This is a genomic window from Kribbella sp. NPDC004536, assembly GCF_042873835.1.
In the GTDB taxonomy this organism is placed as follows: Bacteria; Actinomycetota; Actinomycetes; order Propionibacteriales; family Kribbellaceae; genus Kribbella.
On sequence record NZ_JBIALY010000001.1, the window covers coordinates 2,034,780 to 2,058,318 of the forward strand.

Sequence of the window (23,539 nt, forward strand, 5' to 3'; positions counted from 1 at the left end):
CATGACCGAATCGATCAGCCGCGTCGTCGTCCTCGACCAGCCCCTGCCCGCACCGCTCCCCGTCCAGCGCGTCGAGGTACGGCGGATCACCATCGAGCCGCACACCGCGCTCGGCGCGCACGTCCACAACGGCCCGGTGTTCGGCAACATCGTCTCCGGGTCCGCGATCTACCAGCAGGGCGCGGACGACGAGCCACAGGTCCTGCACCCCGGCGACGTCTTCTACGAGCCGGCCGTCGACCGGATCACTCGCTTCGACACCGAGGACGAAGGCGTCACGTTCCTCGCGTACTTCCCCCTGACCGCCGGCCAGGAGGCGACGCTCGACCTCGTCTAGAGCGTCCGCTTCTGGGGGTAGATCGTCTCGCCGCGGGCGAGTTGTTCGACGTACAGTGCGATCCGCTTCGTCCTGGTCTCGGGCCGCTTCGCGTCGTTGACGCGAAAGATCACGGCGAAGCGGTTCGCGCTGGTGAGGATCTCGAACATCGCCAGCGCCTTCGGCTCGGCGGCCAGCGCCGCCGCCAGGTCCTCCGGAATGTCCCGCGCGCTCGCGGGGCCGTACGCCTTGTCCCACCGGCCGTCCGCCTTCGCCCGCTCGACCTCGGCGCGGCCGGCGTCGCGCATGCGCCCGTCCTGCTCCAGTCGCGCGACGATGCCGACGTTCCGCAGCGACCACATGCTCCGCGCGCGGCGCGGGGTGTACCGCTGGATGAACGTCTGCTCGTCGCGCCCGCGTCGTTGCCCGTCGATCCACCCGTGACACAGGGCTTCCTCGAGCGCTTCGTCGTACGTCAGGCTCGTCGGGTCGGTCACGTTCTTCTTCGCCAGCACCAGCCAGACCCCGTCGGAACCACCGTGGTTCAGGCGGAGCCAGTCGTGCCAGGCAGCGGCGTCGACGACAATCAATTCAGTGGTCATGAGGCGGCCTCCTGGTAGCGGGCGGCGAGTTGGGCCGCGGCGTCCTTCAGTTCTTGTGGGCCGACGAATTCCAGGTCGCACTCGAACATGCCGAACATCGCGGCCAGCCCGGTCCACGACCAGCCGGTGAGCGCGAGCCGGCAGCTCGTCGGCGTGAGCTCCTCGACGAAGGCGCCGTGGCCGGCCCACTGCGCGATGTCCGACGCCTTCGCCTGCAGGATCGCCTCGCCGCGACAGGGGTTCTTGTCCTGGCCGTGGAAGCGGCTGGAGATGTACGTCGCCACGTCGGGCGCCGGCAGTTCGCGCGCGGCGAACCGCGGGCCGGTCGGCGTCTTCGGCGTCATCCGGTCCACCCGGAACGTCCGCCAGTCCTTGCGGTCCAGGTCCCACCCGACCAGGTACCAGCGCCCGCCCCACGTCACCAGGTGATGCGGCTCGACCTTCCGGGGCGGCGGCCATTCGCCTTCCGGCGTACCGGGCGCGGCGTAGTCGAAGCGCAGCACCTCCTGGGCGCGGACCGCCATCCCGATCGCGATCAGCTGGTCCGAGTCGACCGTCGTACGGCGATGCGCGTACCGGTCGACCGTGGTGACCTGCAGGGCGTCGACGCGCTGCCGCAACCGCGCGGGCATCACCTGACGCACCGTCGCGAGCGCCCGCAGCGCGCCCTCCTCGATCCCGGTGACCGTGGTCGTTGCCGTCTGCAACGCCACCGCGACCGCGATCGCCTGGTCGTCGTCGAACAGCAACGGCGGCAGCTCGGCGCCCGCGTCCAGGCGGTACCCGCCGTCGGGGCCTTTGGTCGCGCGGACCGGGTACCCGAGGTCGCGCAGCCGGTCGACGTCCCGGCGTACCGTCCGCGGGCTCACCTCGAGCCGCTCGGCGAGCAACGAGCCCGGCCAGTCGCGCCGGGCCTGCAGCAACGACAGCAGCGCGAGGAGACGGGCAGAGGTTTCGGCCATGCACTCAGACTGCCATGGGTAGCGGCCAGGATTTGTCCGCTATTGACGGTGACCCAAATGCGCCAGTGTCCCCGCTGCGCCGACCTCAACGATGGAAATCACCTACGGTAGCGCTCAGATCACCCACCGCCCCCGAAGGAGATCTGATGAGGCCCCGCCCCGCCTTGTTCGCCGTACTGACCTCCCTGGCCGTCGCCGCACTGGCCGGCTCGAACGCCCTCGCCGCACCGGCACCCACCACCGACACGAATGCCCAGACGAAGAAGGTCGTCGCCACCGACACCGACGGCGACTCGTTGCCGGACGCGTGGGAGACGAACGGGTACGACGCCAACGGAGACGGCGTCGTCGACGTCGACCTGCCCGCGATGGGCGCGAACCCGAAGAAGAAGGACCTGTTCGTCGAGATGGACTACATGTCCGGCCGGCTCGCCAGTACGGCGGCGCTGGACCGGATCGTCCAGGTGTTCGCGACCGCCCCGGTCAGCAACCCGGACGGCTCGACCGGTATCACGATCCATCTGGACGCGGGCTCCGCGCGCGGGACGAAGTACGACCTGGGCGGCGGCAACGAGGTCGCGTACGACGCCGACCTGAACCCGTCGGCGACCGAGACCAACGCGATCAAGGCCGCCAACTTCGCGTCGGCGCGCAAGGCTGTCTTCCACTACATGCTCTGGGGTGACAGCTACGACGGCGGGTGCAGCAGCGGGCAGGCGTTCAACATCCCGAACGACACGTTCATCGTCACGGTCGGTCCGAAGTGCAGTTGGAACGCGACCGACGACACGAACGTCGGCACGTTCGTGCACGAGCTCGGCCACAACCTCGGACTGAAGCACGGCGGCACCGACAACCTGAACTACAAGCCGAACTACCTGAGCGTGATGAACTACTCGTTCCAGCTCGGCGGCGTACTGAAGGCGGACGGCACCAAGTATTGGGGTTACTCGAACGTCCAGCCGACCTCGATCAACGAGGCCCGCCCGGACGAGACGGTCGGCCTCGGCAGCGTCGGCGCCGGGTACAAGACCAGCTGGAAGTGCCCGAACGGCACCACCCGGACAACCGCCGGCGCCGCGAACCAGCCGATCGACTGGAACTGTGACGGCGACACCACCGACACCACGACGGCGGCCGACATCAACGGCGACAAGACGACCTCGATCCTGATCGCGCAGAACAACTGGGCGAACATCGTCTTCGGCGGCGGCGCGGTCGGCGGCGGCACCGCCCCGCTCGCGAAGACCCCGGCGTCGGACCTGAAGGAGCTCACCCACGAAGAGTGGACCGCGCAGCACTGAGTCTTCCGCCTCCCCCGCCTTCAGGTGGGCGGGGGAGGCGGACCGCCAGGCCATCACAATCGCCTTCCGCGCCGGCGGCTGAGCCTGCGCACGCCGGTTCGCCGCGATTGTGATGGCCTGGGCGTCCGCAGCTCAGACCTCCCACGCCCCGGTCGCGGCCGTTTCGCGGGCCCAGTCGGTGAAGTCGCGTGGTGCACGGCCGAGGACTCGTTCGACGCCGTCGGAGATGTACTCCGAGCGGTGGTTGCGGATCACCGTGAACAGGTCGCGGACCGCCTCGGCGTCCTCCTGCGGGAGCCCGTGCTCGATCAGCTCCGCGACGTGCGCGGCCGGCTCGAGGTCGACGTACTTGATCGAGCGTCCCGTCGCCGTGGTCAGTTCGTCGGCGATCTCGCTCATCGTGAGCACCCGCGGGCCGGAGATCGGGATCACCTGGCCGACGTACGACGGGTCGAGGAGCGCGGTGGTCATCACGTCGCCGACGTCGTTCGTGTCGATCCACGCCTCCCCGCCGGTCCCCGCGGACAGGCGGATCTCGCCGGCCAGGACGTCGTACCGCAGGAAGTCCTCGCTGAAGCCCTGCGCGAACCAGGCCGGTTGCACGATCGTCCAGTCCAGGTGGCTCGCCCGGACCACGCTCTCCAGTTCGAGCGATCCGTCGTACACCGCGAAGTCCCGGCCCGAACCGCCGACGCCGCGCCCGGACAACAGCACCAGCCGCCGCAGCCCGGACGCCTGCTGGACGAACCGGCCCGCCTGCGCGAGCCCGGTCGGCCCGACCGGCGGCGCGAGGTACGCCGTCTCCGCACCGCGGACCGCGTCCGCCCAGGTGCTCTCGTCGTACCAGTCGAAGCGCCGCTCGCTGGAGCGCGACGCCAGCCGGTACGGGACGCCTCGCGCGTCGAGCTGCGCCGCCACGCGGCGACCGGTCTTGCCCTTGCCACTGAGGATCAGAATCTCTGTCATGGCTTCAGTCCACCGGTTCACGGTGAGACAAACCATGGTTGCGCGCCGCAATCCGATGTTCGAAACGCTCACCCTGTTCTAGGCTCGTGCCATGGACGTGCTCGACGAACTACTCACCGGGACCCGCGCGCAGGACGGCGTCTTCAACATGACGATCCTGGATCTGCCATGGGCGCTGGAGATCCGCGACGAGGCACCGCTCGCGCTCGCGACCATCGTTCGCGGCTCCGGCTGGATCACCCGGGACGGCGTCGAGCCGCAGCGGATGGAGCAGGGGGACGTCGCGATCGTGACCGGCCCGGAGCCGTACGTCGTCGGCGACACCCTGCAGACCACACCGGTCCTGCGGATCCACCCCGGCGGCATCTGCGAACGGTTGCCTGGGGCACCGGTCGACTACTCGGCCCAGCTCGGCGTACGGACGTTCGGCGGCCGCAAGACCGGCGAGATCATGGTTGCCAGCGGCACCTATTCGGTGGCTGGCGACGTCAGCCGGCGGCTGGTCACCGCGCTGCCGTCGGTGCTCGTGGTACCGGCCGCCGACCTCGCGGGTGCCGTGATGGACATGATCACCAGCGAGATCCAGCGCGATGTACCCGGCCAGCAGACGGTCCTCGACCGGTGGCTCGACCTCGCGTTGATCACCACGTTGCGCGCATGGTTCGCGCGGCCGGAGTCGCACGCCCCGGGCTGGTACCAGGCCCAGACGGACCCAGTAGCCGGTGCGGCGTTGCGCTTGCTGCACGAGGATCCGGCGTACGCGTGGAACGTCACCGAGCTCGCCGATCGCGTCGGGGTGTCGCGTGCTTCGCTGGCCCGGCGCTTCACCGCGGTCGTCGGCGAAGCGCCGATGAGCTACCTGACCGGCTGGCGGATCACGCTCGCCGCCGATCAGCTGCGCTCGACCCGCGACACGGTCGAGACGATCGCCCGGCGGGTCGGCTACGCGAACGCCTTCGCTTTGAGCGTTGCGTTCAAGCGGGTCCGTGGGATCACGCCTACCGATCACCGCCGGGCGGCGTGAAAGTCTCAACCGTCCTGTTCAACGATACGATCGAGACTCATGGAGTTGGGTCTGGATGAGCTGCGCGAGCTTGCATTGTGGTCCGCGGAGTGTGCCGAACAGGTGCTGCCGCTGGTGCAGGGCGATCCGCGACCGGGTGCCGCGATCGAAGCGGTTCGGGAATTCGGTGCCGGAGGCAACCGAACCAAGGCGATCCGGACGACCGCGTTCGCGGCCCTGAAGGCGGCCGGGGAGCTGACCGATCCGCCCGCCGAGGCGGCTGCTCGAGCCGCGGTTGCGGCGGCGGGTTCGGCGTACCTGCATCCACTCGCGGCCGCCACTCAGGTGAAGCACATCGTGGGCGCCGCACAGTACGCCGCGTACGCGCAGGAGCTAGCGGTCGGTGATCCAGCGGTGGGTGATGCCTTCGTGCGCTGGGCGATCGAACGCGTGCCGGAGGTGGTGCGGGAACTGATCCAGCGCTACCCCGACGGCTCGCCCGGTCGCAGCCGGCTGGGCGAGTTGCACCGGCAGTTGGAGGCCGAGCTCAGGCGACCGTCGACTTCATGAACGCGAGCGCCTGCGGCCACGCCAGCCGGAACGCGTCCGCGTTGACCGCTTTGCCGTGCCGCGACTTGTCCGAGAACCCGTGGTCCGCGCCGGGGAAGTACTGAGTGAACGTCGCGCCGGCGGTCCGCGCCTGCAGCACGGTCTGCAACGTCTCGAAGTCCGCGTTCGGTACGGCGGAGTCAGCACTCGGGTAGCTCACCATCACCGGCGCCGTGATCCCTGCCGCCTCGGCGATCGCGTCGTACCTGTGATGCGGCTTCCGCTGCGACGGCACCGTCGGATGAAACGCGACGACGTTCGCCACGCGCTGGTCCCGCGCGGCGAGCAGGAACGCGAACCGTCCGCCGAGGCACCACCCGATCACGCCGACCTTGCTGCACCCGAGCTCGTCGAACAAGTAGTCCAGCAAGGCGCTCTGCTCCGCGAGCGCCACGTCGTCGTCCAGCTGCGGCGACATCGCACTGAGCTCCTCGAACGTGGCGTTGTCCGTACTCCGGCCCTTGAACGGATCCCAAGCCAGCGCCGTGACGCCCTCGGCTGCCAACTCGTCCGCCCACGTCCGGACCTGCTCACCGATCCCGGTGATCATCGGCAGCAGCAACATCCCGGCATGCCCGACCCGCGCCAGATATGCGTCCTGCTCCCCAACCGTCACAGTCACACCCATGCGCGCATCCTAGATCCCAACGGTCTGGTGGTCCGCCTCGATGACGCCGACGACTCGGGCCAGGTCGCGGGAGTACGGCTGGCCGATGTACTTCATCGCGATCTCGTCGGCCAACCGCCAACCTTCGTCGCCGTCGATCCACTCGGTCACGCGGCCGCGGACGATGATCGGTTCGTACGGGTTGTCGACCGGGGCCAGTGAGAGAGCCACGCGCGGGTCGCGGCGGAGGTTGTGGGCCTTCTGGGAGTTCGGGCCGGTGAGGAAGATGATCTTGTCGCCGAGGGTGCTGACCCAGAGCGGGATCGAGTGCGGCGAGCCGTCCGGGAGGACGGTGGCGAGGTGGGCGATCGACGTGCTCTCGACGGCGGCACGTACGGCAGGCTTCAACACGGCGGGCTTCGACATGGCAGGGCTCCTTCAGCGGACGATTTCGTAGTGGAGATGGGTGACGCCAGGCGCGGGCACAGCCTCGACGAGGTTGAGGCGGATGTGCTCGGGGAGCTCCTGGAAGAACGGGCGGCCGGCGCCGAGCAGGATCGGGACCTGGTGCAACAGGACCTCGTCGACCAGCCCGGCCCGCAACGCCGATGTCACCACGCCGCCACCCATCAGACCGACGTCCTTGCCGTCAGCAAGTTTCCGGGCCGCGTCGACCGCGTCCTCGATGGTGTTCGCGAGGGTCTGCCGTTCGCTGACCTCCGCGACCGGCCCGTGGCTCAGCACGACCAGGGGCGCGTTCGGGTGCGGGCTGTTCCCGCCGAAGTGGCCGGAGTCGTCGTACGTCTTGTGGCCGGCGATCACCGCGCCGACCCGGGTGGCCGCGGCGTCGAACACCCGGGCGCTCGGCGCGCTGAGCTTGAAGCCGTCGAACGCCTGGCTCGGGGTGTCGCCGTTGAAGTACCAGTCGAACAGCATCGGCGCGTCGCCGAGGCCATGGTCCGGTCCGGAGCCGCGACCGGTGATGTACCCGTCGACCGAAACAGCGAGGGCGGCGATGACCTTGCTCATCGTGATTCCTTCCGGTTGGAGTTCCTTGAAGGAACGCTAACATGCCGGAGTTCCCTAAGGGAACCCCAAGCGCTAGACTGATCGCATGCAGCGGACAGACTTCAGTGAGATGAGGTGCTCGATCGCGCGCACGCTGGACGTGATCGGCGAGCCGTGGTCGCCGTTGATCCTGCGCGACATCTGGGTCGGGCTCTCCCGGTTCGAGCAGCTCCAGGCGGATCTCGGGATCTCCCGCAAGGTGCTGACCGAGCGGCTCAACCACCTGGTCGAGCGCGACGTGATCGAGCGCCGGCCGTACGACGCACGCCCGCGGTACGAGTACGTGCTGACCGACCGCGGCCGCGAGCTGGTCGACGTACTGATGGTGATGGTTGCCTGGGGCGACAAATGGCTGGCCGGTCCGGCCGGTCCGCCGGTGCTCTACCGGCACCACGCGTGCGGCGAGATCAGCCACGTCGACCTGACCTGCGCCCACTGCGGCAAACCGATGCACGCCGCCGACGTCGAGGTACTCCCAGGCCCCGGCGCCTAACCGCAGTACTGCTCGAAGATCTCGAGGTTGCGGTCGACGGCGTTGATCCGGTCGAAGCCCCAGGTGTCGACGCCGGGACGATCGACGTCGTTCATCACGCGCGCGGCGAGGTCCCGCAGACCGCGAGCGAGCAGCGCGAACTCCAGGTGGTCCGCGTCGAGGTCGTCGGCGCCGTACGCGTCGAGGAACTCCACGAGCGGCTCGCCGTCAGCGGCGACCCATAGGTCGTATTCGCGCGGTCCGAGCACGGCGTTCTCCCAGTCGAGGATCGCCGCCACGGAACCGTCTGGTCCGATCAACACGTTCAACCCATGAAAGTCGGTGTGACACACCACTTCCCGCACCGGGCCGAGTCGCGACCGTACGTCTTCCAGCCGGGCGATCGCTGCACTCACCACCTCGGCGCGATCCGCGATCCACGGGTGCTGCAGGTACTGCCGGAGGTCGCGGATGTGCGGCTCGCTCACGTCGGCGGGCGGCAGCGACACACGCGGAGGCGTCTCGTGAACCTGGCGGAGCGCCTGAGCGACCACCTGCCAGTCGTCCCAGGTTGCCGTACGTCCTTCTACATAAGGGAAAACGGCGTACGCCTGGGAACCGCTCAGCGCGGACAACGCACCGCCTACGGTCCGGAGCGGCTCGACGACCGGGAGGCCGAGCTCGTGCAGTTCCGCGAGCTGCGTGAGGCCGAGCGGTTGCGCGCTGTCCTTCCACCGCTTCACGAACCAGCGGTGGTCCGCCACCCAGCCCTCGGTGGCGAACCCGCCGTCATGCGGTACGAGTCGGTCGACGGTCAGCCCGTAGTCACGTTCCAGATCCACGCCTGCATCAGACCACTACTTCTGTGCTGCCAGCATCCGCAATACGGCGGCGTTGACCAAGACCAGGATCAACGCGGAGAACATCAGCAGCGCAACCTGAGCCGGGAGCAACGCGATGCCGAGGCCGATCGCGAGGACCGGGATCGCGAGGCCGGCGTACGCGATCAGGAACAGCGCGGCCAGTACCTCGCCGCGCGACGACGGATCCGCGAGCGACGCCGCCGTCGCGACCGCACCCCGGAACACCAGGCCGACGCCGACACCCGCGACGACACCGCCGATGACGAACAGCCAGAGGTTCGGGATCAAGCCGCCGACCGCGACACCGACCAGGCCGACGCTCATCGCGACCAGTCCGAGCCGGAGTTGATGCGGCCGCGACATCCGTACGAACACCACCTGGCTCGCCGCACCGGCGATGAAGACCGCGAACGTGACGACCCCGGCCAGCAACCGCGACGTGTGGTGCAGCACCCCGGCAAGGAACGTCGGCGCCAGCGAGGTGAACAACCCGAAGATCGCGAACGCCGCGAAGGCCCCGATCGCCGACGCGAAGAACAACGGACGCGCGGACGACGGCAACGCGACCCGCTGCGGCCGGTACGCCGGACGCTCCTCCAGCCGCTCCACGGTCTCCGGCACCAACGCGATCCCGACCGCACTGAGCAGCAACAGCACCAGGAAGATCTCGTACGGACGCCGCAGCGGCGCGTCGACGTACTGTGCCAGCAGGCCGCCGATCAGCGGACCGAACGCCAGACCGCCGAGGTTCACCATGCTGGAGATCAACGCGGACCGGCTCGGGTCCTCCCCTGGCCGTGCGATCTGTCGCAGCTCGGACAGATGCGCCGTCGCGGTAGCGGTGAGTACGCCGACCCCGACGCCGCAGATGAATCGCGCGAGCAGCAGTCCCGGGACGTCCGGCCAGATCAGGAAGATCGCCGCGGACAAGGCCTCGGCGAGTACGGCAAGAAGCGCGACCCGCCGGCGCCCGAGCCAGTCGCTGACGTGACCGGCGAGGTACAGCGACGCCATCACGCCGATGGCGTAGCTGGCGAAGATCACGGTGATCACGTACGTCGGGAAGCCGTCGCGCTGCTGGTAGATCGCATAGAGCGGGGTCGGGATCGTCGAGAAGGCCATCGTGGTGAGGAAGGCCGCGGCGATCACCCAGAACCCGGGTGCATGAGCGAACCGGATCCGTACGCCGGTCCGCGAAGACGTCATGGTTGACATGTTCCCAGCGTGCGTCGCCGGATTTATCGAGTCCAACGAAAGTTCTTGCACGCTCTTATCGGGAGCCTCGATAATTAGCCTGTGGACAGCCGGCAGCTGGAGTACTTCGTCGCCGTCGCCGAGGAGCTGAGCTTCACCCGCGCGGCGCAGCGCCTGTTCACCGTGCAGTCGACGGTGTCGGCGGCGATCCGCGCGCTCGAGACCGACCTGAAGACGACGCTCTTCGACCGCTCGACCCGGCGGGTGGTGTTGTCGACCGCCGGCCAGGCGTTGCTACCCGAGGCCAAGGCGGCGCTCGAGGCGCTGGACCGGGCGCGGGCCGCGGTCGAGGAAGCGTCGACCGGACTGCGCGGCAACATCCGGATCGGCACGCTCGCGCGGCTCAGGCTGGTGAACATGGCTGAGCTGCTCGGCGCGTTCCACCGGAAGTACCCGCTGGTCGAGGTACAGGTCGCCACCTCGCCGACCGGGTCGAGCGGGCTCGCGGACGACGTACGGCACGGCCGGCTCGATGTCGCGCTGCTGGGTCTGCCGAAGCCGGAGCTCTCCGGGCTGGAGATCCGCGACATCGCGACGGTGCCGTTCGTCGCGCTGCTGCCTGCTGCACACCGGTTCGCGCGGAAGCCCGCCGTCCGGCTGGAGGAGTTGGCGGGCGAGCGCTTCGTCGACATGCCGGGTGGGTTCGGTAACCGGAAGATGGTCGATCGAGCGTTCGAAGCGATCGGACTACCTCGGCGGATCCAGGTCGAGGTCCCAGAACTGACCACGATTCCGGATTACGTCAAGGCCGGGCTCGGGGTCGGGATCGTGCCGGACGTCGAGTTGGCTTCGGAGCCGGGCGTGGCCAAGCTGCCCATCGAAGACGCCGAGCTGACCTGGACGTTGTCCGTCGCGACCGCGGCCGGGCGGCGACCGAGTCGGGCCGTGACCGCGCTACTCGAGCTGATCGGTGACTCGGTCGGCGGGCAGTACTTCTAACCGCCGTTGATTCACGCGGGAATGTAAGTCGGCGAACGATCGTTGTACCTCTTGCTTCGGTGATGAGTCACCGAGCAGACACCCAAGACCTGGGGGCCTTTGCTACGGATCGTCCGGCACGTTCCTGCCGGCGAAGGAAAGGAAGCGGGACATGGCAACTGTTTCGTTCAAGGGAGCGACCCGGGTCTACCCGGGTACCGACATCGCGGCGGTGGACAAGCTCGATCTCGACATCGAGGACGGCGAGTTCATGGTCCTGGTCGGCCCGTCCGGTTCCGGCAAGTCGACCGCACTGCGGATGCTGGCCGGACTCGAAGAGGTCAACGAGGGCGCCATCTTCATCGGCGACCGCGACGTCACCAACGCTCCGCCCAAGGAACGCGACATCGCGATGGTGTTCCAGAACTATGCGCTCTACCCCCACATGTCGGTCGCCGACAACATGGGCTTCGCCCTCAAGATGCAAGGCATCCACAAGGACGACCGCGCCAAGCGCGTGCTGGAGGCCGCCAAACTGCTCGGTCTCGAGGAGTACCTCGACCGCAAACCCAAGGCACTGTCCGGCGGCCAGCGTCAGCGCGTCGCGATGGGCCGCGCGATCGTCCGCAACCCACAGGTCTTCCTGATGGACGAGCCGCTGTCGAACCTCGACGCCAAACTCCGCGTCCAGACCCGCACCCAGATCGCCGAACTCCAGCACCGCCTCGGCGTCACCACCGTCTACGTCACCCACGACCAGGTCGAGGCCATGACCATGGGCGACCGGGTCGCGGTGCTGAAGGACGGCGTCCTGCAGCAGGTGGACACCCCGCTCAACCTGTACGACCGGCCACGGAACAAGTTCGTCGCAGGCTTCATCGGCTCGCCGGCGATGAACCTCATCGAGGCCCAGATCGTCGACGGCGGCGCCAAGGTCGGCGACTACGTCGTACCGATCGCCCGCGACGTACTCGCCAAGGCCGGCGACGACAAGACCCTCACCCTCGGCGTCCGCCCCGAGGCGCTGCACCTCGCAGACGACGGACTGCCAGTCAAGGTATCGGTCATCGAAGAGCTCGGCTCCGATGCGTTCCTGTACGGCACCGCCGAACACACCAGCGACCAGATCATCGCCCGGATCGGCACCCGCCTGCACAACGACAAGGGAACCGTCGTCCACCTCGCACCAGACCCCGACAAACTGCACCTGTTCTCCACCTCGACCGAGGACCGGCTTGTGTAGTTTGGCCTCGTGGGCCTGTGGAGCAAGGACTTACCAGGTGTGATGGAGCTGCCGTCGGGGCGGCTGGTTCGCGGACGCGGTCTGCGGCACGGCCCGGCGGCAGCGCCGTTCCCGACGTACGGCGTGTACCTGCTCGGGCACGAACCACCGGACGTCCCCTGGGAATGGCACTGGGTGAAGTGGCCCGACTTCCGGCTCCCGGTCGATCGTCCACAGGCGCTCACCGCCTTCCGCCAGGCGCTCGAGCGGACCGCGACCGGCCGGGTCGAGCTGGTCTGCAGCGGCGGCCGCGGCCGGACCGGTACGGCGCTCGCCTGCCTCGCCGTCCTCGACGGCGTCCCCGCCGATCAGGCGGTCGACTACGTACGCGAGCACTACGACAAGCACGCGGTGGAGACGCCGTGGCAGAAGCGGTACGTGCAAAACCTGTTGACCACGGAGTGAGGGATCACGTTGGGTCGGGACGTGACGATCGAGCGGAGCAACCCTGAAGGTCTGCACGCGACGCCGGGCTACCACCACGTGACCCGCGTGCAGGCGAACACCTTGGTGTACCTGGCCGGCCAGTGTCCGCTGCAGCCGTCCGGCGAGCTTGCTCCGGGCGGTCTCGAAGCGCAGACCGCGCAGGTGATCACGAACATCCTCAGCGCGCTCAAGGGCGCCGGCGCGACACCTGATCAGGTCGTCCGCACGGTGATCTACGTCGCCAGCTCTGACCGATCCGACCTGACCGCGGTCTGGGATCAGCTCAACGCCTCCCTGCTCGGACCGGCGTTCACCACCGCGAGCACGCTGCTCGGCGTTGCCCAGCTCGGATTCCCGGGCCAGCTCGTCGAGGTCGACGTCACGGCGGCTCTGTGATCGTCCCCGCCGAAGTGGTGGACTACGACCCACGCTGGCCGTTGTGGTTCGCCGAGGTCCGCGACCGGCTGACGCCGTACCTGGCCGAGCTTCCGCACCGGATCGAGCACGTCGGCAGTACCGCCGTACCCGGGCTGGCGGCGAAGCCGATCATCGATGTGGACGTCGTCGTACCGACGGCCGACCAGGTACCGGCCGCGATCGCCCGACTGACGGCGACAGGCTACCGGCACGAGGGCGACCAGGGGATCCCCGGCCGCGAGGCGTTCGCGCTGCCGCCCGACGCCGTCCATTACCACCATCTCTACGTAGTTGTCGATGGCAACAAAGCCTTCCGCGACCACATCCTGCTCCGCGATCATCTGCGCGCGGACCCGGCCGATCGTGAGCGGTACGCCGAGCGCAAGCGCGAGCTCGCGCACCTGCTCACCACCGACCGCACCGCGTACGTGTCCGGAAAGGGTGCGTTGGTCGAGGAGCTGATCGCTAGAGCTGGTGGTTCGCGTGGAGCCGACGGTCCGGGTCATACCGCCGCCTGAGTTCGACCAGCCGGTCGTAGTCGTCGTACGCGTCGGCGATCTCCTCGGCTGAGAGCTTCTCGAAGCTGAAGTTGAGGGCGCGGCCAATAGTTGCCTCGCGCCACGGTTCCAGTACTTCGCGGGCCGCCTCACCTTCGCCCGGTGTCAGTACGGTGAGCGAGTACGCCGCCTCGCGGTGACCGACCGCGTTCGGGATCTCGGGCCGCCGGGCGAGCGCGCCGCCGAGATGCCGGATGCCGATCACGTGCATCCGCTCGGCGTCCGGCCCCGGCAACGTCTTCAGCGCGTCGAGGTCGTCCAGCAGCACGTTGCGGGAGCTGTACGCGTCCGGGCGCTCCGGCTCCGCGAAGATCTGCCCGGAGTCGACGTACGGGATCACGCCGACCGTGTCCATCACCGGCGTACCGAGCGCCCGCAGTGGCGCGATCAGCTCCTCGCCCCGGTCGCCGAGGATCGCGAGCTGGACCTGGCCGATGTACTTCCCGCGGATCGGCGCCGGTACCTGCGGGAGGTCCGGCACCGGCAGGATCGCGATCGCCGACGTCACCTCCTCGGGCACGGACCGGGTCCACTCCCGCCACGCCTCCGGTACGTCGGGGTACTCGGCGAGGTCGAAGTACAGGCTGCCGCCGAAGATCGTCGGCACGTCGAACAGGTCGACCTCGATCCCGGTGACCACCCCGAAGTTCCCGCCGCCACCGCGGAGCGCCCAGAACAGGTCCGGGTCCTCCTCGGCGTTCCTCCGTACGCCGTCCGTGGTCACGACCTCGATCCGCCGGACGTGGTCGGCGGCGTACCCGTACCGGCGCGCCATCAGCCCCAGTCCCCCACCGAGCGTGTACGAGATCGCGCCGACGCCGGGGAAACTCCCGGACAGCGGCGCGAGGCCGTACGGCGCCGTCGCGGCCAGCACGTCGCGCCAGGTCGCGCCCGCCTCGATCCAGGCGGTCTTCTTCTCGGCGTCCACAGTGACGCCGTTGAAGCCCGAGGTCGCGATCAGTACGCCGCCGTCGATCCCCTCGGTCAGCCCGTGGCCCGACGCCTGCACCGCTATCCGCAGGTCGTGGTCGATCGCGTACCGCACCGCCTCCTGCACCTCGTCGGCGTTCGTGACCGGGAAGATCACCGCCGGCCGGTGCGGGTCCCGTCGCTGGAACCCGAGCCGTGCCTCGTCGTATCCCTTGCTTGTCGTCGTCAGCATCATGAATCTCACGGTAGGAGTCCTTGCGGACAGATCTTGTCCGCAAGGGAATACTTACGGCATGGGAGACATGCCCGGCCGGCTGCTGCGGTTGCTGTCGATGCTCCAGAGTCGCCGCGAGTGGTCCGGCCGCGACCTGGCCGAGCGACTCGGCGTCACCGAGCGCACGGTACGGCGAGATGTCGAGCGGCTGCGGGCGCTCGACTACCCCGTGACCGGGACGACCGGCACCGCCGGCGGATACCGACTCGGATCCGGTACCCGTCTGCCGCCTTTGCAACTGGACGACGACGAGGCGATCGCTGTCGCGCTCGGGCTGGTCGGCGCGGCCGGTGGCGGCGTGAGCGGGATGGCGGACAGCTCGATGAGCGCGCTGGCGAAGCTCGAGCAGGTACTGCCCGCCCGGCTCCGGCCGCAGCTCGCCGCGGTCGGCTCGGCCGCGGAGGCGATCCCGCGCCCGGGCGTACCGCAGGTCGATCCGGGCGTCCTCGCCGTCCTCGCCCGTTGCTGCCGGAACAACGAGATCGTTGCCTTCGAGTACCACGGCCGAGCCCGCGACACGACGCGTCGGCGGGTGGAACCGCATCAGCTACTGACGCTGGCCTGGCGCTGGTACCTGCTCGCTTTCGATCCGGACCGCGACGACTGGCGCATCTTCCGCGCCGATCGGATCACCGACGTGACCCCGGCTCTGCACCGGTTCACCCCCCGGGTGATCGACGGCGCGTCCTACCTCGTCGAATCCTTCGTCTCAGCCCAGTACCAACACACCGTCCAACTGACGGTGCAAGCCCCCGCGGCCACCGTCTCCGCAACATTTGAAGGCATCGTCCGCGGGATCGTCGAACCGCTGGATTCGTCCTCCTGCGTCGTGCGGTTCAGCGCAGACACACCGGCAATGCTGCTGACGCAGGTGGCAGCCATCGCAGCCCTCGGCCCAATCACGGTCGACCAGGCGACGCCGGAAACCTCCGCCCTCATCAGTGCGGTCGGTGCCCGGCTCGCCCAGTCGTTCGGCTAAGCGGTGATCAGGCCGATTCCCAGGGTCAGGACGCCGACGGCGAGGGCGGCCGCGCCGAGCCACAGGACCCAGAGGAACTGGTTCGGTTCGGTGCGGTCCTTGCCGGCGGAGGAGGCGAAGAAGCCGCCGGACATCAGGACCGCGGCGACCGGGATTGCCAGGCGGGCGACCCACAGCCAGAAGCCGCTGAACGTCGTCTGGTCGACGTACAGCAAGCCGACCAGGCTGAGGATCACCAGCACGCCGGCGTGGGCGTGGCCGGCGCGGGCGAAGGACTTCTGGAAGCCGGTCATCGGCACCTGGCCGCGGACGATCTTGGTCATGAAATAGCCGCCGAACTGGATCGTCACGATCGTCAGCAGGATGACGCCGGCGATGGTGCGGGATGCGTCGGTCATACGAGGGCCTCTTCTTCGACGGGCGCGGTTGCGCGAGCTGTGCGCGCCACCCAGAGCGCGACTGCCAGGTACAGGATCTGTTCGGGAATGCGCTGCCACAGTGGCGTCGCCTCGCCGCCGGCGAACGGTACGTGGGCGACCGCCGCGTGAATGTTGGCAGGCAGGAGGGCCACGAAGAGCGCTGCGAGCGCGTAGCCGGCCGGTTTGCGGGTCGCGGCGATCACCAGACCGGCGGCGCCGAGCAGTTCGAGTACGCCGGTGAGGTACACGAGCGCGTCGGCGGACGGCAGGAACGGCGGGACCATCCGCACCATGTCGGCGTGGTTGGGCATCACCGTCACGCTCGGCGGGACGAAGTGCGCACTCGCGGTCAGCACCAGCATCACCGCCATCGCGTGCGCCGCGGCGGCCGGCCACATGGTGAACCGCCGGACGCCGAACGAACCCAACGCCCGGAAGCCGGCGGTGCCGAGGATCAGTACGAGCGGGATCAACCGACTCGCCTCCTTATGGATAGTTCAGGTATCCGCTTATGGATACTGATACTATCCATCACAGGCAACAGGAAGGCAAGCGATGCGAATCGGGGAACTCAGCAAGGCCACCGACGTCCCGGTGCCGACGATCAAGTACTACCTGCGCGAAGGCCTGCTCCCGGCCGGCGAACTCAGCAGCCCGAATCAGGCGGCGTACGGCGAGCCGCACGTCCGTCGGCTGCGGCTGATCCGCGCCCTGGTCGAACTGGGCCAGGTACCGGTGGCCACCGTGAAGGAGATCCTCGAGTCACTCGACGCGAACACCGAGCCGTTGCACGAACAGATCGGCCGGGCGCACCGCGCGCTCACGCCGACCCGCCGCCTGTCCGCGACCGACGAGGCCCGCACCGCCGCGGCCACCCAGGTTGCGGACCTGCTCCGCGAGCGCGACTGGACGGTCGATCCCGAGGCGCCGGCGCTGGCCACGCTGATCGACACGATCGCCGCACTGCGTTCGCTCGGCCAGGAGAATCTGGTCGCCCATCTCGACACGTACGCCGAATCCGTCGAGGCCTTCACCGCACTCGAGATCGACGCGGTCACCGCCAACCCGACCCGGGACCAGGTCGCCGAGTCCGTCGTGATCGGCACGATCCTCGGCGAGACGCTGATCGCGTCACTCCGGCTGCTCGCCCAGGAGTCGATCTCGGCGGAGCGCTGGAAAGATCGTTAGCAGTCGCCGAGGAGTCCGGGGAGCAGCTTCGCCATCGCCTTCTGCAGCGCGCGGCCCTCGGCGTCGGTCAGGGGGTCGAAGACCAGTTTGCGGACCAGTTCGACGTGTCCGGGCGCGGCTTCGACGAGCTCGGCGTACCCGGCCGGCGTGAGGATCGCGTTGGTGAAGCGGCCGTCGCTCGGGTCGGGTTCGCGGCGGACCAGGCCGCGGGTCTCCAGGCGGCGGATCAGGTGTGACAGGCGGGAGAGTTCGGAGTTCGCCAGTACCGCGAGGTTGCTCAGCCGCATGGTGTGCTCGGGCTGGTCGGAGAGGCCGGCGAGTACGTAGTACTCGAGGAAGCTCAGGTTGGAATCGCGCTGCAACTGCTCGCCGAGCGCGCTCGTGAGCAGCGCCATCGTGAGCTGCAGCGTCCTCCACGTCTCCAGTTCGTCGGCCTTCAGCCAGCGCGGCTCGCCCGCGTCGCTCCCCATCCGTGCAGCATAGCCAGCCGGCCGTTGACTTGAATGTTCATGTCAATCGTCCTATCGTCTTACTTGAAGTTTCAAGTCATCCCCTTCTTGAAGGAGTCGTCGCGATGAGCGACCTGAAGATCGCGGTCATCCTCGGCAGCACCCGCCCCGGGCGGAACGGCAAGGCGGTGGCTGACTGGGTGCTCGAGCAGGCCCGGAACCGCACCGGTGCGACCTATGAGCTGATCGACCTGCTCGACTACCCGCTGCCGCACCTGGACGAGGCGATCCCGCCGTCGGCCGGGCAGTACGCCGGCGAGCACACGAAGGCGTGGGCCTCGACGATCGCGGCGTACGACGGGTTCGTGTTCGTCACCCCGGAGTACAACCACTCCACGTCTGCCGTACTGAAGAACGCGATCGACTACCTCTACGGCGAGTGGAACAACAAGGCGGCCGGCTTCGTGTCGTACGGCTCACTCGGCGGCGCGCGGGCGATCGAGCACCTGCGCGCGATCGGCTCCGAGCTGCAGCTCGCGCACGTACGTCAGCAGTTGTCGTTCTCGCTGTTCAACGACTTCGAGAACTTCAGCGTCTTCCGGCCGGGTCCGCAGTACGCCGACCAGGCGGCGATCCTGTTCGACCAGCTCGAGTCGTGGGCGACCGCCCTCAAGCAGGTCCGCGTCGGGCAGCCGGTGGCGGCGTGAACGTCACCGCCTGGATCGTCGCCGGCCTGCTCGCCGCGCTCTTCCTGATGTCCGGCGCGATGAAGGTCCCCGCTACCAAGGCCTCCCTGGCCGCGAACCCCCGAATGGGCTGGGCCGCCCCGTTCCCGATCACCCTCATCAAACTCATCGGCGCCGCCGAAATCGCCGGCGCCCTCGGCCTGATCCTCCCCCGAGCCCTGAACGTCGCCCCTTGGCTCACCCCGCTCGCGGCGGTCGGCCTCGCCGCCACCATGCTAGGCGCGATCATCACCCACGCCCGCCGCTCCGAATACCCCAACGCCGCCATAAACGCCGTCCTACTGGCCTTGGCAGTCTTCGTAGCAGTAGCCCGCTTCTGACCTACCCGTCGTGGGCCATGTCCACGAACCGCGAGTAGTGGCCCTGGAACGCCACAACCACATCCGCAGTAGGCCCGTTCCGGTGCTTGGCGACAATGAAGTCGGCCTCACCGGGCCGGGTCGACTCCCGCTCGTACGCATCCTCCCGGTGCAACAGGATGACAACGTCAGCATCCTGTTCCAGGCTGCCGCTCTCGCGCAGGTCGGAGGCCATGGGGCGTTTGTCGGAGCGTTGTTCGGAGCCTCGGTTCAGCTGGCAGATGGCGACGACCGGGAGTTCCAGTTCCTTGGCCAGGAGCTTGATGGAGCGGGAGAACTCGGAGACTTCGAGTTGGCGGGACTCGACCTTCTTGCCGGACGTCATCAGCTGGAGGTAGTCGATGATGATCAGCTTGAGGTCGTGGCGCTGTTTCAGGCGGCGGGCCTTGGCGCGGATCTCCATCATGGTCAGGTTCGGCGAGTCGTCGATGAACAGCGGGGCCTCGGAGACCTCGCCCATCTTGCGGGCCAGCCGGGCCCAGTCCTCGTCGGTCATCTTGCCGTTGCGCATGTGGTGCAGCGGCACCTTCGCCTCGGCGGAGAGCAGTCGCATGGTGATCTCGTTGCGGCTCATCTCCAGCGAGAAGATGCACGAGGTCAGGCCGTGCTTGATCGAGCACGAACGAGCGAAGTCCAGACCCAGGGTGGAGTTGTGGGTCGGGATCATCGTCTTGCCGGCCAGGTACAGGTGGTCGGCGTTGTCGACCTCGACGCAGCGCACCGGCACGCTGGCCACCGGGTCGACCCACTCGAGCCGCCGCTCCCCCTCGCCGGTCAGCGCGGCCGGGTAGCCGTGCCCGGTGATCTGCCGCGGCGCCGACCCCGGGATCGGTGGTGTCAGTCCGGGACTCGCCGACATCGCCGTGTAGAGGTCTTCGGTCGTGCAGATCACCGGGCGGCCGCCGTCCTCGACCCGCCACTGGTGTTCGGCGTCGGCGACGATCGTGCTGCCGTCGGAGAACGACAGCCGGTAACACGGGCGGTCCACCATCACCTCGGTCGCCGCGACCACCGTGGTCGGCAGCCCGTCGGCGTCCAGGAGTTGGTCGCCGACCGCGACCTCGGCCATCGTGGTCCAGCCGGTCGGCGTCGGCAGCGGGGTGTCGAGGGCGAGCGCCTTACCCATCGCGGGCCGGGCGGCGACGATGATCATCTGGCCCGGGTGCAGACCGTTGGTCAGCTCGTCGAGGTCGGTGAACCCGGTCGGTACGCCGACCATCGCGTCCCCACGGGAGTCGATCGCCTCGATCTCGTCGAGGGTGCCCTCCATGATGTCCTTCAGCGGCGCGTAGTCCTCGGCGGTGCGCTTCTCGGTGACCGAGTAGATCTCCGCCTGCGCCTCGTCGACGACGTCGTCGACCTCGCCCTCACCCGCGTACCCCAGCTGGACGATCTTCGTACCGGCCTCGACCAGGCGGCGCAGGATCGCCTTCTCCCGGACGATGTGCGCGTAGTACGACGCGTTCGCGGCGAGCGGCACCGAGGCGACCAGGGTGTGCACGTACGGCGCGCCGCCGATCCGGGTCATCTCGCCGCGCTTGTTCAGCTCGGCGGCGACCGTGATCGCGTCGGCCGGCTCACCGCGTGCGTACAGGTCGGTGATCGCGTCGAAGACGACCTCGTGCGCCGGGCGGTAGAAGTCCGTGCTGCGCAGGTTCTCGATCACGTCGGCGATCGCGTCCTTGCTCAGCATCATCGCGCCGAGCACACACTGCTCGGCGGCCAGGTCCTGTGGAGGAGTGCGGTCGAAGCCCATCGCCGGACTGCGCTCTTCGTGACCGTCGTCCTGGCCCCCGCGGAACTCCGCCACGCTCACTTCGTCCGACCTCCTCGTCGCCGCCCCAGCCGCCGCGGCCGGGTTCGAACACCTGCTCGAACCATAGCCACGCCCACCGACAGTCTCGGGTGCCAGGCTTCGCGACCGTACGCCGACCTCTCCGCCCAAAGCCACCTGGACATCCACAGGGGTTGTGGACGAATCGTGGATAACCCGGCTACGGGCTGTGCACAGGTTGGGCACAACCCTGTGGATATCTGTGGAAGGAAACCCACAACCCGGCCCTGACCTGCGCTTTCTCCAGTGCACAACTGTGGAGAAGAAAAAGTCTGAGACCAATTTCCGACACGCCCGCGCCGGCTGGGTAACCTCGCTCCGGTGAGACGACGGGTAGGCGAACAGGATCGCGAAATCCTCCGGCTGGCCGTCCCCGCGTTCTTCGCGCTGGTGTCCGAGCCGTTGATGCTGCTCGCCGACTCGGCGATCGTCGGCCACCTCGGTACGCCGCAGCTCGCCGCGCTCGGCGTCGCCGGAACGATCCTCCAGACCCTGGTCGGTATCTGCGTGTTCCTCGCGTACGGCACCACCTCCGCGGTCGCGCGGCGGATCGGCGCCGGCGACCACAAGGGTGCCCTTGCCCAGGGCATCGACGGGTTGTGGCTCGCGTTGCTGCTCGGTGTCGTACTGGCCCTGCTCGGCGTGGCGCTGGCGCCGCAGGCGATTGCGGCGTTCGACCCGTCGCCGGAAGTGGCCGGGTACGCCATCACATACCTGCGGATCTCCTGCCTCGGCATCCCGTCGATGCTCCTCCTGCTCGCCGCGGCCGGCGTACTGCGTGGGCTCCAGGACACGAAGACCCCGATGGTCGTCGCGATCACGGCGAACCTGGCGAACATCGGTCTGAACGTCCTGCTCGTGTACGGCGTACACCTGAACATCGCCGGCTCCGCCCTCGGTACGGCCCTCGCGCAGACCGGTGCCGGCATCGCCCTGGTGGTCGTCGTGGTCCGCGGCGCCCGCCGGGACGGCGCCAAGCTACGCCCGGACCGGCCCGGGATCCTCGCGTCGGCGCAGATGGGCGTACCACTGATCGTCCGGACGCTGACGCTCCGCGCGGCGATCATCCTGCTCACGTTCGTCGCGACCGCTCTGGGTACGACGTCGGTCGCGGCGCACCAGGTCGCGTTCACGTTGTGGTCGTTCCTCGCGCTCGCCCTGGACGCGATCGCGATCGCGGCGCAGGCGCTGGCCGGGCGCGCACTCGGCGCCGGCGATGTCGCGGGGACCCGCGCGATCACCCGGCGGATGATGTGGTGGGGCCTGTTCTCCGGCGTCATCGGCGGCCTGGCGCTCTGGGGTCTGCGCGCCGTCTACGTCCCGTGGTTCACGACAGACCCTGATGTACGTCGTACGCTCGCGGCCGTGCTGATCGTGTCCGCGTTGTGGCAGCCGATCAACGGGGTCGTGTTCGTACTGGACGGCGTACTGATCGGCGCCGGCGACGGGCGGTACCTGGCGATGGCCGGAGTCGTGGCGCTCGCGCTGTACGTACCGCTGGCGCTGGCGGTGCTGTGGCTGGGCGGCGGGATCGTCGCGCTCTGGTGGGCGTTCGGCGGGTACATGCTGCTCCGATTCCTCACGCTCACCGCCCGCGAGCGCCGCGACGGCTGGCTGGTCACCGGGGCGACCCGCTGACCCCGCCGTACGGCATCGTGGAACAGAAGGAAAGGAGCGGCATGCCCGACCCTGAGGAGCCGTCGGTCGAGCCCGTCCCCGAGTGGGACCGCGGCGACGACTACACGGAGACCGAACGTGCGCTCCGGGCCGCCCGCGCTCGGTCTCGTGACCTGACGGACGCCAAGCGCCGCCTCGAGGAGGACGAGCAGGAACTCCTGGACGAGGAGACCGAGGCCGCCCACCTCGAGCGGGTCGAGCTCGCCCGCAACGACCAGCAGACGCTCGAGGAGAGCCGGATCCGCGACCAACTCGACGCGGCCGCGGACACCAGCCGGGCGATACAGCTCGCGCACGCCGACGAGTTGAAGCGTGATGTACACCGGCAGTACGCCGCGAACGACAAGCAGCGCAGCCTCGGCGACAACGCACACGGGCAGCATCTGCGCGACGTGGCAGCTGTCGACCCCGACCAGGCCGGGCTGGCCGAGGAGGGCCGCCGGTTCCAGAACCTGGCCAACCAGGAGGCCCGCCGATCCGCCGGCGAGGACCAGATCGCCGACGAGTACGACGCCTCCGCTCAAGACCACCGCGACGACGCCCAAGCGAGCGCGGCCGGCGCCGTGAACCCGCCTGAGGGACCCCCCGAGGCACAACTCCCGCAGGACCGCCTGCACGTCCGTGGCTACGGACAGGTCCGGGACACCAAGGGCAACCTCGTCAGGCCGGCGGCAGACCCCAGCAAGACGCCGGATCTCAGCATGAACAGGCCCCGCGAGCGGTAGTCAGGGCTGCAGCTTCTGGGTGGTGATGATCGCCAGGTTCGCGGCGACCACCACGACGAACACGACGCCGAGCACCGGGTGCCCCAGACTCCACAGGGCGGCAGCCGCGAGACCGAAGACCAGGACCTTCACGGTCCAGCGCGGCACCTGCCCACGTTTGGCGGTCGGTGCCGCGAACAGGCCCCACAGCACGGCCCCCAGCACGGGCAGACCGATCGCCAGCAACAGTCGTACCGGCGTCGTACCACCGGTGGCCCAGCCCCACCACGCGAAGATGCCAAGGGCAAGCACTTCGACGGCGAAGGCGAGCAGCAGGTTCGCTGCCTTCCACAT

General features: G+C 68.8%; 30 protein-coding genes. 16 read left to right on the forward strand and 14 right to left on the reverse strand.

The annotated features are described in order from the left end of the window. Position 1: 1 nt before the first annotated feature. A complete protein-coding gene (locus ACFYRU_RS10095; RefSeq protein WP_387655487.1) occupies positions 2-337 on the forward strand; it encodes a cupin domain-containing protein in 336 nt (111 codons plus the stop codon). On the opposite strand, the gene ACFYRU_RS10100 is transcribed toward ACFYRU_RS10095, so the two are convergent. After that, positions 334-918: a YdeI family protein gene (locus tag ACFYRU_RS10100; RefSeq protein ID WP_387655490.1), complete on the reverse strand. Its 585-nt coding sequence runs from the start codon at positions 916-918 to the stop codon at positions 334-336. The two genes, ACFYRU_RS10095 and ACFYRU_RS10100, sit on opposite strands and share 4 nt — an antisense overlap. Further along, the gene (locus ACFYRU_RS10105) at positions 915-1,880 is read right to left on the reverse strand and encodes a helix-turn-helix transcriptional regulator (RefSeq protein WP_387655493.1); all 966 of its coding nucleotides are present in this window, start codon (positions 1,878-1,880) and stop codon (positions 915-917) included. The genes ACFYRU_RS10100 and ACFYRU_RS10105 overlap by 4 nt, the downstream gene beginning before the upstream one ends. Positions 1,881-2,026: 146 nt before the next feature. Between ACFYRU_RS10105 and ACFYRU_RS10110 the strand changes: the two genes are divergently transcribed. Then, positions 2,027-3,184, forward strand: coding sequence for a zinc-dependent metalloprotease family protein (locus ACFYRU_RS10110; RefSeq protein ID WP_387655495.1), 1,158 nt, complete (start codon positions 2,027-2,029; stop codon positions 3,182-3,184). Between the two features lie 132 nt (positions 3,185-3,316). On the opposite strand, the gene ACFYRU_RS10115 is transcribed toward ACFYRU_RS10110, so the two are convergent. Continuing rightward, a complete protein-coding gene (locus ACFYRU_RS10115; RefSeq protein WP_387655498.1) occupies positions 3,317-4,150 on the reverse strand; it encodes an NAD(P)H-binding protein in 834 nt (277 codons plus the stop codon). Positions 4,151-4,241: 91 nt separating this feature from the next. On the opposite strand from ACFYRU_RS10115, the gene ACFYRU_RS10120 reads away from it, so the two are divergent. Both ACFYRU_RS10120 and ACFYRU_RS10125 read left to right on the forward strand, forming a co-directional pair. Next, positions 4,242-5,174, forward strand: coding sequence for an AraC family transcriptional regulator (locus tag ACFYRU_RS10120; RefSeq protein WP_387655501.1), 933 nt, complete (start codon positions 4,242-4,244; stop codon positions 5,172-5,174). Positions 5,175-5,213: 39 nt separating this feature from the next. Beyond that, on the forward strand, positions 5,214-5,723 hold the full coding sequence (locus ACFYRU_RS10125) for a putative immunity protein (protein WP_387655503.1): 510 nt from the start codon (positions 5,214-5,216) through the stop codon (positions 5,721-5,723). Here the strand turns inward: ACFYRU_RS10125 and ACFYRU_RS10130 are convergent. From ACFYRU_RS10130 to ACFYRU_RS10140, 3 genes are read right to left on the reverse strand one after another with little or no spacing between them, the layout of a single operon-like run. Beyond that, positions 5,701-6,390, reverse strand: a complete 690-nt coding sequence (locus ACFYRU_RS10130; protein ID WP_387655506.1) for a dienelactone hydrolase family protein — start codon at positions 6,388-6,390, stop codon at positions 5,701-5,703. The two genes, ACFYRU_RS10125 and ACFYRU_RS10130, sit on opposite strands and share 23 nt — an antisense overlap. Positions 6,391-6,399: 9 nt before the next feature. Then, on the reverse strand, positions 6,400-6,795 hold the full coding sequence (locus tag ACFYRU_RS10135) for a pyridoxamine 5'-phosphate oxidase family protein (RefSeq protein ID WP_387655509.1): 396 nt from the start codon (positions 6,793-6,795) through the stop codon (positions 6,400-6,402). Positions 6,796-6,807: 12 nt separating this feature from the next. Further along, the gene (locus ACFYRU_RS10140; RefSeq protein ID WP_387655511.1) at positions 6,808-7,398 is read right to left on the reverse strand and encodes a dihydrofolate reductase family protein; all 591 of its coding nucleotides are present in this window, start codon (positions 7,396-7,398) and stop codon (positions 6,808-6,810) included. A gap of 85 nt (positions 7,399-7,483) precedes the next feature. On the opposite strand from ACFYRU_RS10140, the gene ACFYRU_RS10145 reads away from it, so the two are divergent. Next, positions 7,484-7,930 carry a winged helix-turn-helix transcriptional regulator gene (locus ACFYRU_RS10145; RefSeq protein WP_387655514.1) on the forward strand — a complete coding sequence of 149 codons (447 nt, stop codon included), beginning with the start codon at positions 7,484-7,486 and terminating at the stop codon, positions 7,928-7,930. Here ACFYRU_RS10145 and ACFYRU_RS10150 read toward each other — a convergent pair. Together ACFYRU_RS10150 and ACFYRU_RS10155 are read right to left on the reverse strand one after the other, a co-directional pair. Next, entirely contained in the window at positions 7,927-8,751 is an 825-nt protein-coding gene (locus ACFYRU_RS10150; protein WP_387655517.1) for a phosphotransferase enzyme family protein, read from the reverse strand. The two genes, ACFYRU_RS10145 and ACFYRU_RS10150, sit on opposite strands and share 4 nt — an antisense overlap. 15 nt (positions 8,752-8,766) lie before the next feature. Then, complete coding sequence (locus ACFYRU_RS10155) at positions 8,767-9,978, reverse strand: MFS transporter (protein ID WP_387655520.1); 1,212 nt, start codon at positions 9,976-9,978, stop codon at positions 8,767-8,769. Between the two features lie 90 nt (positions 9,979-10,068). On the opposite strand from ACFYRU_RS10155, the gene ACFYRU_RS10160 reads away from it, so the two are divergent. From ACFYRU_RS10160 to ACFYRU_RS10180, 5 genes are all read left to right on the forward strand, one after another. Beyond that, complete coding sequence (locus ACFYRU_RS10160; protein WP_387655523.1) at positions 10,069-10,965, forward strand: LysR family transcriptional regulator; 897 nt, start codon at positions 10,069-10,071, stop codon at positions 10,963-10,965. A 151-nt stretch (positions 10,966-11,116) separates the two neighbouring features. Continuing rightward, complete coding sequence (locus ACFYRU_RS10165) at positions 11,117-12,187, forward strand: ABC transporter ATP-binding protein (protein WP_387655526.1); 1,071 nt, start codon at positions 11,117-11,119, stop codon at positions 12,185-12,187. A 9-nt stretch (positions 12,188-12,196) separates the two neighbouring features. Further along, the gene (locus ACFYRU_RS10170; RefSeq protein ID WP_387655528.1) at positions 12,197-12,631 is read left to right on the forward strand and encodes a protein-tyrosine phosphatase family protein; all 435 of its coding nucleotides are present in this window, start codon (positions 12,197-12,199) and stop codon (positions 12,629-12,631) included. A 21-nt stretch (positions 12,632-12,652) separates the two neighbouring features. Further along, complete coding sequence (locus ACFYRU_RS10175) at positions 12,653-13,048, forward strand: RidA family protein (protein ID WP_387655531.1); 396 nt, start codon at positions 12,653-12,655, stop codon at positions 13,046-13,048. Further along, the gene (locus tag ACFYRU_RS10180; RefSeq protein WP_387655533.1) at positions 13,045-13,587 is read left to right on the forward strand and encodes a GrpB family protein; all 543 of its coding nucleotides are present in this window, start codon (positions 13,045-13,047) and stop codon (positions 13,585-13,587) included. Before ACFYRU_RS10175 ends, ACFYRU_RS10180 begins: the two co-directional genes overlap by 4 nt. Here the strand turns inward: ACFYRU_RS10180 and ACFYRU_RS10185 are convergent. After that, entirely contained in the window at positions 13,535-14,791 is a 1,257-nt protein-coding gene (locus tag ACFYRU_RS10185) for an FAD-binding oxidoreductase (RefSeq protein ID WP_387655536.1), read from the reverse strand. The genes ACFYRU_RS10180 and ACFYRU_RS10185 overlap by 53 nt on opposite strands. Before the next feature lie 58 nt (positions 14,792-14,849). Here ACFYRU_RS10185 and ACFYRU_RS10190 point away from each other — a divergent pair, with 58 nt between their 5' ends. Continuing rightward, entirely contained in the window at positions 14,850-15,809 is a 960-nt protein-coding gene (locus ACFYRU_RS10190) for a helix-turn-helix transcriptional regulator (protein ID WP_387655539.1), read from the forward strand. Here ACFYRU_RS10190 and ACFYRU_RS10195 read toward each other — a convergent pair. Both ACFYRU_RS10195 and ACFYRU_RS10200 read right to left on the reverse strand, forming a co-directional pair. After that, on the reverse strand, positions 15,806-16,207 hold the full coding sequence (locus ACFYRU_RS10195; RefSeq protein WP_387655541.1) for a hypothetical protein: 402 nt from the start codon (positions 16,205-16,207) through the stop codon (positions 15,806-15,808). The genes ACFYRU_RS10190 and ACFYRU_RS10195 overlap by 4 nt on opposite strands. Continuing rightward, positions 16,204-16,701 (reverse strand): hypothetical protein, encoded by a 498-nt coding sequence (locus ACFYRU_RS10200; protein WP_387655544.1) that lies wholly within the window; start codon positions 16,699-16,701, stop codon positions 16,204-16,206. The genes ACFYRU_RS10195 and ACFYRU_RS10200 overlap by 4 nt, the downstream gene beginning before the upstream one ends. Before the next feature lie 82 nt (positions 16,702-16,783). On the opposite strand from ACFYRU_RS10200, the gene ACFYRU_RS10205 reads away from it, so the two are divergent. After that, positions 16,784-17,416: a MerR family transcriptional regulator gene (locus ACFYRU_RS10205; RefSeq protein ID WP_387655547.1), complete on the forward strand. Its 633-nt coding sequence runs from the start codon at positions 16,784-16,786 to the stop codon at positions 17,414-17,416. On the opposite strand, the gene ACFYRU_RS10210 is transcribed toward ACFYRU_RS10205, so the two are convergent. Further along, positions 17,413-17,886 carry a MarR family winged helix-turn-helix transcriptional regulator gene (locus ACFYRU_RS10210; protein WP_387655550.1) on the reverse strand — a complete coding sequence of 158 codons (474 nt, stop codon included), beginning with the start codon at positions 17,884-17,886 and terminating at the stop codon, positions 17,413-17,415. The two genes, ACFYRU_RS10205 and ACFYRU_RS10210, sit on opposite strands and share 4 nt — an antisense overlap. Before the next feature lie 104 nt (positions 17,887-17,990). On the opposite strand from ACFYRU_RS10210, the gene ACFYRU_RS10215 reads away from it, so the two are divergent. Together ACFYRU_RS10215 and ACFYRU_RS10220 are read left to right on the forward strand one after the other, a co-directional pair. Next, positions 17,991-18,572, forward strand: a complete 582-nt coding sequence (locus ACFYRU_RS10215; protein WP_387655551.1) for an NADPH-dependent FMN reductase — start codon at positions 17,991-17,993, stop codon at positions 18,570-18,572. Beyond that, entirely contained in the window at positions 18,569-18,931 is a 363-nt protein-coding gene (locus ACFYRU_RS10220; protein ID WP_387655554.1) for a DoxX family protein, read from the forward strand. Before ACFYRU_RS10215 ends, ACFYRU_RS10220 begins: the two co-directional genes overlap by 4 nt. A gap of 1 nt (position 18,932) precedes the next feature. Here ACFYRU_RS10220 and dnaB read toward each other — a convergent pair whose 3' ends face one another. Continuing rightward, positions 18,933-20,726 (reverse strand): replicative DNA helicase, encoded by a 1,794-nt coding sequence (gene dnaB, locus ACFYRU_RS10225; RefSeq protein ID WP_387658074.1) that lies wholly within the window; start codon positions 20,724-20,726, stop codon positions 18,933-18,935. A 399-nt stretch (positions 20,727-21,125) separates the two neighbouring features. On the opposite strand from dnaB, the gene ACFYRU_RS10230 reads away from it, so the two are divergent. Both ACFYRU_RS10230 and ACFYRU_RS10235 read left to right on the forward strand, forming a co-directional pair. Beyond that, a complete protein-coding gene (locus tag ACFYRU_RS10230) occupies positions 21,126-22,442 on the forward strand; it encodes an MATE family efflux transporter (protein ID WP_387655557.1) in 1,317 nt (438 codons plus the stop codon). 41 nt (positions 22,443-22,483) lie between these two features. Then, positions 22,484-23,206, forward strand: coding sequence for a hypothetical protein (locus ACFYRU_RS10235; protein WP_387655559.1), 723 nt, complete (start codon positions 22,484-22,486; stop codon positions 23,204-23,206). Here ACFYRU_RS10235 and ACFYRU_RS10240 read toward each other — a convergent pair whose 3' ends face one another. Then, positions 23,207-23,539: a YrdB family protein gene (locus ACFYRU_RS10240; RefSeq protein WP_387655562.1), complete on the reverse strand. Its 333-nt coding sequence runs from the start codon at positions 23,537-23,539 to the stop codon at positions 23,207-23,209.

What these genes read in the sequence shown, in the direction of transcription:
- ACFYRU_RS10205 (WP_387655547.1), top strand. Translation starts at nt 16,784, where the DNA reads ATGCGAATCGGGGAACTCAGCAAGGCCACCGACGTCCCGGTGCCGACG.
- ACFYRU_RS10145 (WP_387655514.1), top strand. Translation starts at nt 7,484, where the DNA reads ATGCAGCGGACAGACTTCAGTGAGATGAGGTGCTCGATCGCGCGCACG.
- ACFYRU_RS10195 (WP_387655541.1), bottom strand. Translation starts at nt 16,207, where the DNA reads ATGACCGACGCATCCCGCACCATCGCCGGCGTCATCCTGCTGACGATC.
- ACFYRU_RS10135 (WP_387655509.1), bottom strand. Translation starts at nt 6,795, where the DNA reads ATGTCGAAGCCCGCCGTGTTGAAGCCTGCCGTACGTGCCGCCGTCGAG.
- ACFYRU_RS10120 (WP_387655501.1), top strand. Translation starts at nt 4,242, where the DNA reads ATGGACGTGCTCGACGAACTACTCACCGGGACCCGCGCGCAGGACGGC.
- ACFYRU_RS10125 (WP_387655503.1), top strand. Translation starts at nt 5,214, where the DNA reads ATGGAGTTGGGTCTGGATGAGCTGCGCGAGCTTGCATTGTGGTCCGCG.
- ACFYRU_RS10105 (WP_387655493.1), bottom strand. Translation starts at nt 1,880, where the DNA reads ATGGCCGAAACCTCTGCCCGTCTCCTCGCGCTGCTGTCGTTGCTGCAG.
- ACFYRU_RS10210 (WP_387655550.1), bottom strand. Translation starts at nt 17,886, where the DNA reads ATGGGGAGCGACGCGGGCGAGCCGCGCTGGCTGAAGGCCGACGAACTG.
- ACFYRU_RS10110 (WP_387655495.1), top strand. Translation starts at nt 2,027, where the DNA reads ATGAGGCCCCGCCCCGCCTTGTTCGCCGTACTGACCTCCCTGGCCGTC.
- ACFYRU_RS10130 (WP_387655506.1), bottom strand. Translation starts at nt 6,390, where the DNA reads ATGGGTGTGACTGTGACGGTTGGGGAGCAGGACGCATATCTGGCGCGG.
- ACFYRU_RS10155 (WP_387655520.1), bottom strand. Translation starts at nt 9,978, where the DNA reads ATGACGTCTTCGCGGACCGGCGTACGGATCCGGTTCGCTCATGCACCC.
- ACFYRU_RS10115 (WP_387655498.1), bottom strand. Translation starts at nt 4,150, where the DNA reads ATGACAGAGATTCTGATCCTCAGTGGCAAGGGCAAGACCGGTCGCCGC.
- ACFYRU_RS10240 (WP_387655562.1), bottom strand. Translation starts at nt 23,539, where the DNA reads ATGTGGAAGGCAGCGAACCTGCTGCTCGCCTTCGCCGTCGAAGTGCTT.
- ACFYRU_RS10140 (WP_387655511.1), bottom strand. Translation starts at nt 7,398, where the DNA reads ATGAGCAAGGTCATCGCCGCCCTCGCTGTTTCGGTCGACGGGTACATC.
- ACFYRU_RS10215 (WP_387655551.1), top strand. Translation starts at nt 17,991, where the DNA reads ATGAGCGACCTGAAGATCGCGGTCATCCTCGGCAGCACCCGCCCCGGG.
- ACFYRU_RS10100 (WP_387655490.1), bottom strand. Translation starts at nt 918, where the DNA reads ATGACCACTGAATTGATTGTCGTCGACGCCGCTGCCTGGCACGACTGG.
- ACFYRU_RS10190 (WP_387655539.1), top strand. Translation starts at nt 14,850, where the DNA reads ATGGGAGACATGCCCGGCCGGCTGCTGCGGTTGCTGTCGATGCTCCAG.
- ACFYRU_RS10235 (WP_387655559.1), top strand. Translation starts at nt 22,484, where the DNA reads ATGCCCGACCCTGAGGAGCCGTCGGTCGAGCCCGTCCCCGAGTGGGAC.
- ACFYRU_RS10165 (WP_387655526.1), top strand. Translation starts at nt 11,117, where the DNA reads ATGGCAACTGTTTCGTTCAAGGGAGCGACCCGGGTCTACCCGGGTACC.
- ACFYRU_RS10185 (WP_387655536.1), bottom strand. Translation starts at nt 14,791, where the DNA reads ATGATGCTGACGACGACAAGCAAGGGATACGACGAGGCACGGCTCGGG.
- dnaB (WP_387658074.1), bottom strand. Translation starts at nt 20,726, where the DNA reads ATGGGCTTCGACCGCACTCCTCCACAGGACCTGGCCGCCGAGCAGTGT.
- ACFYRU_RS10095 (WP_387655487.1), top strand. Translation starts at nt 2, where the DNA reads ATGACCGAATCGATCAGCCGCGTCGTCGTCCTCGACCAGCCCCTGCCC.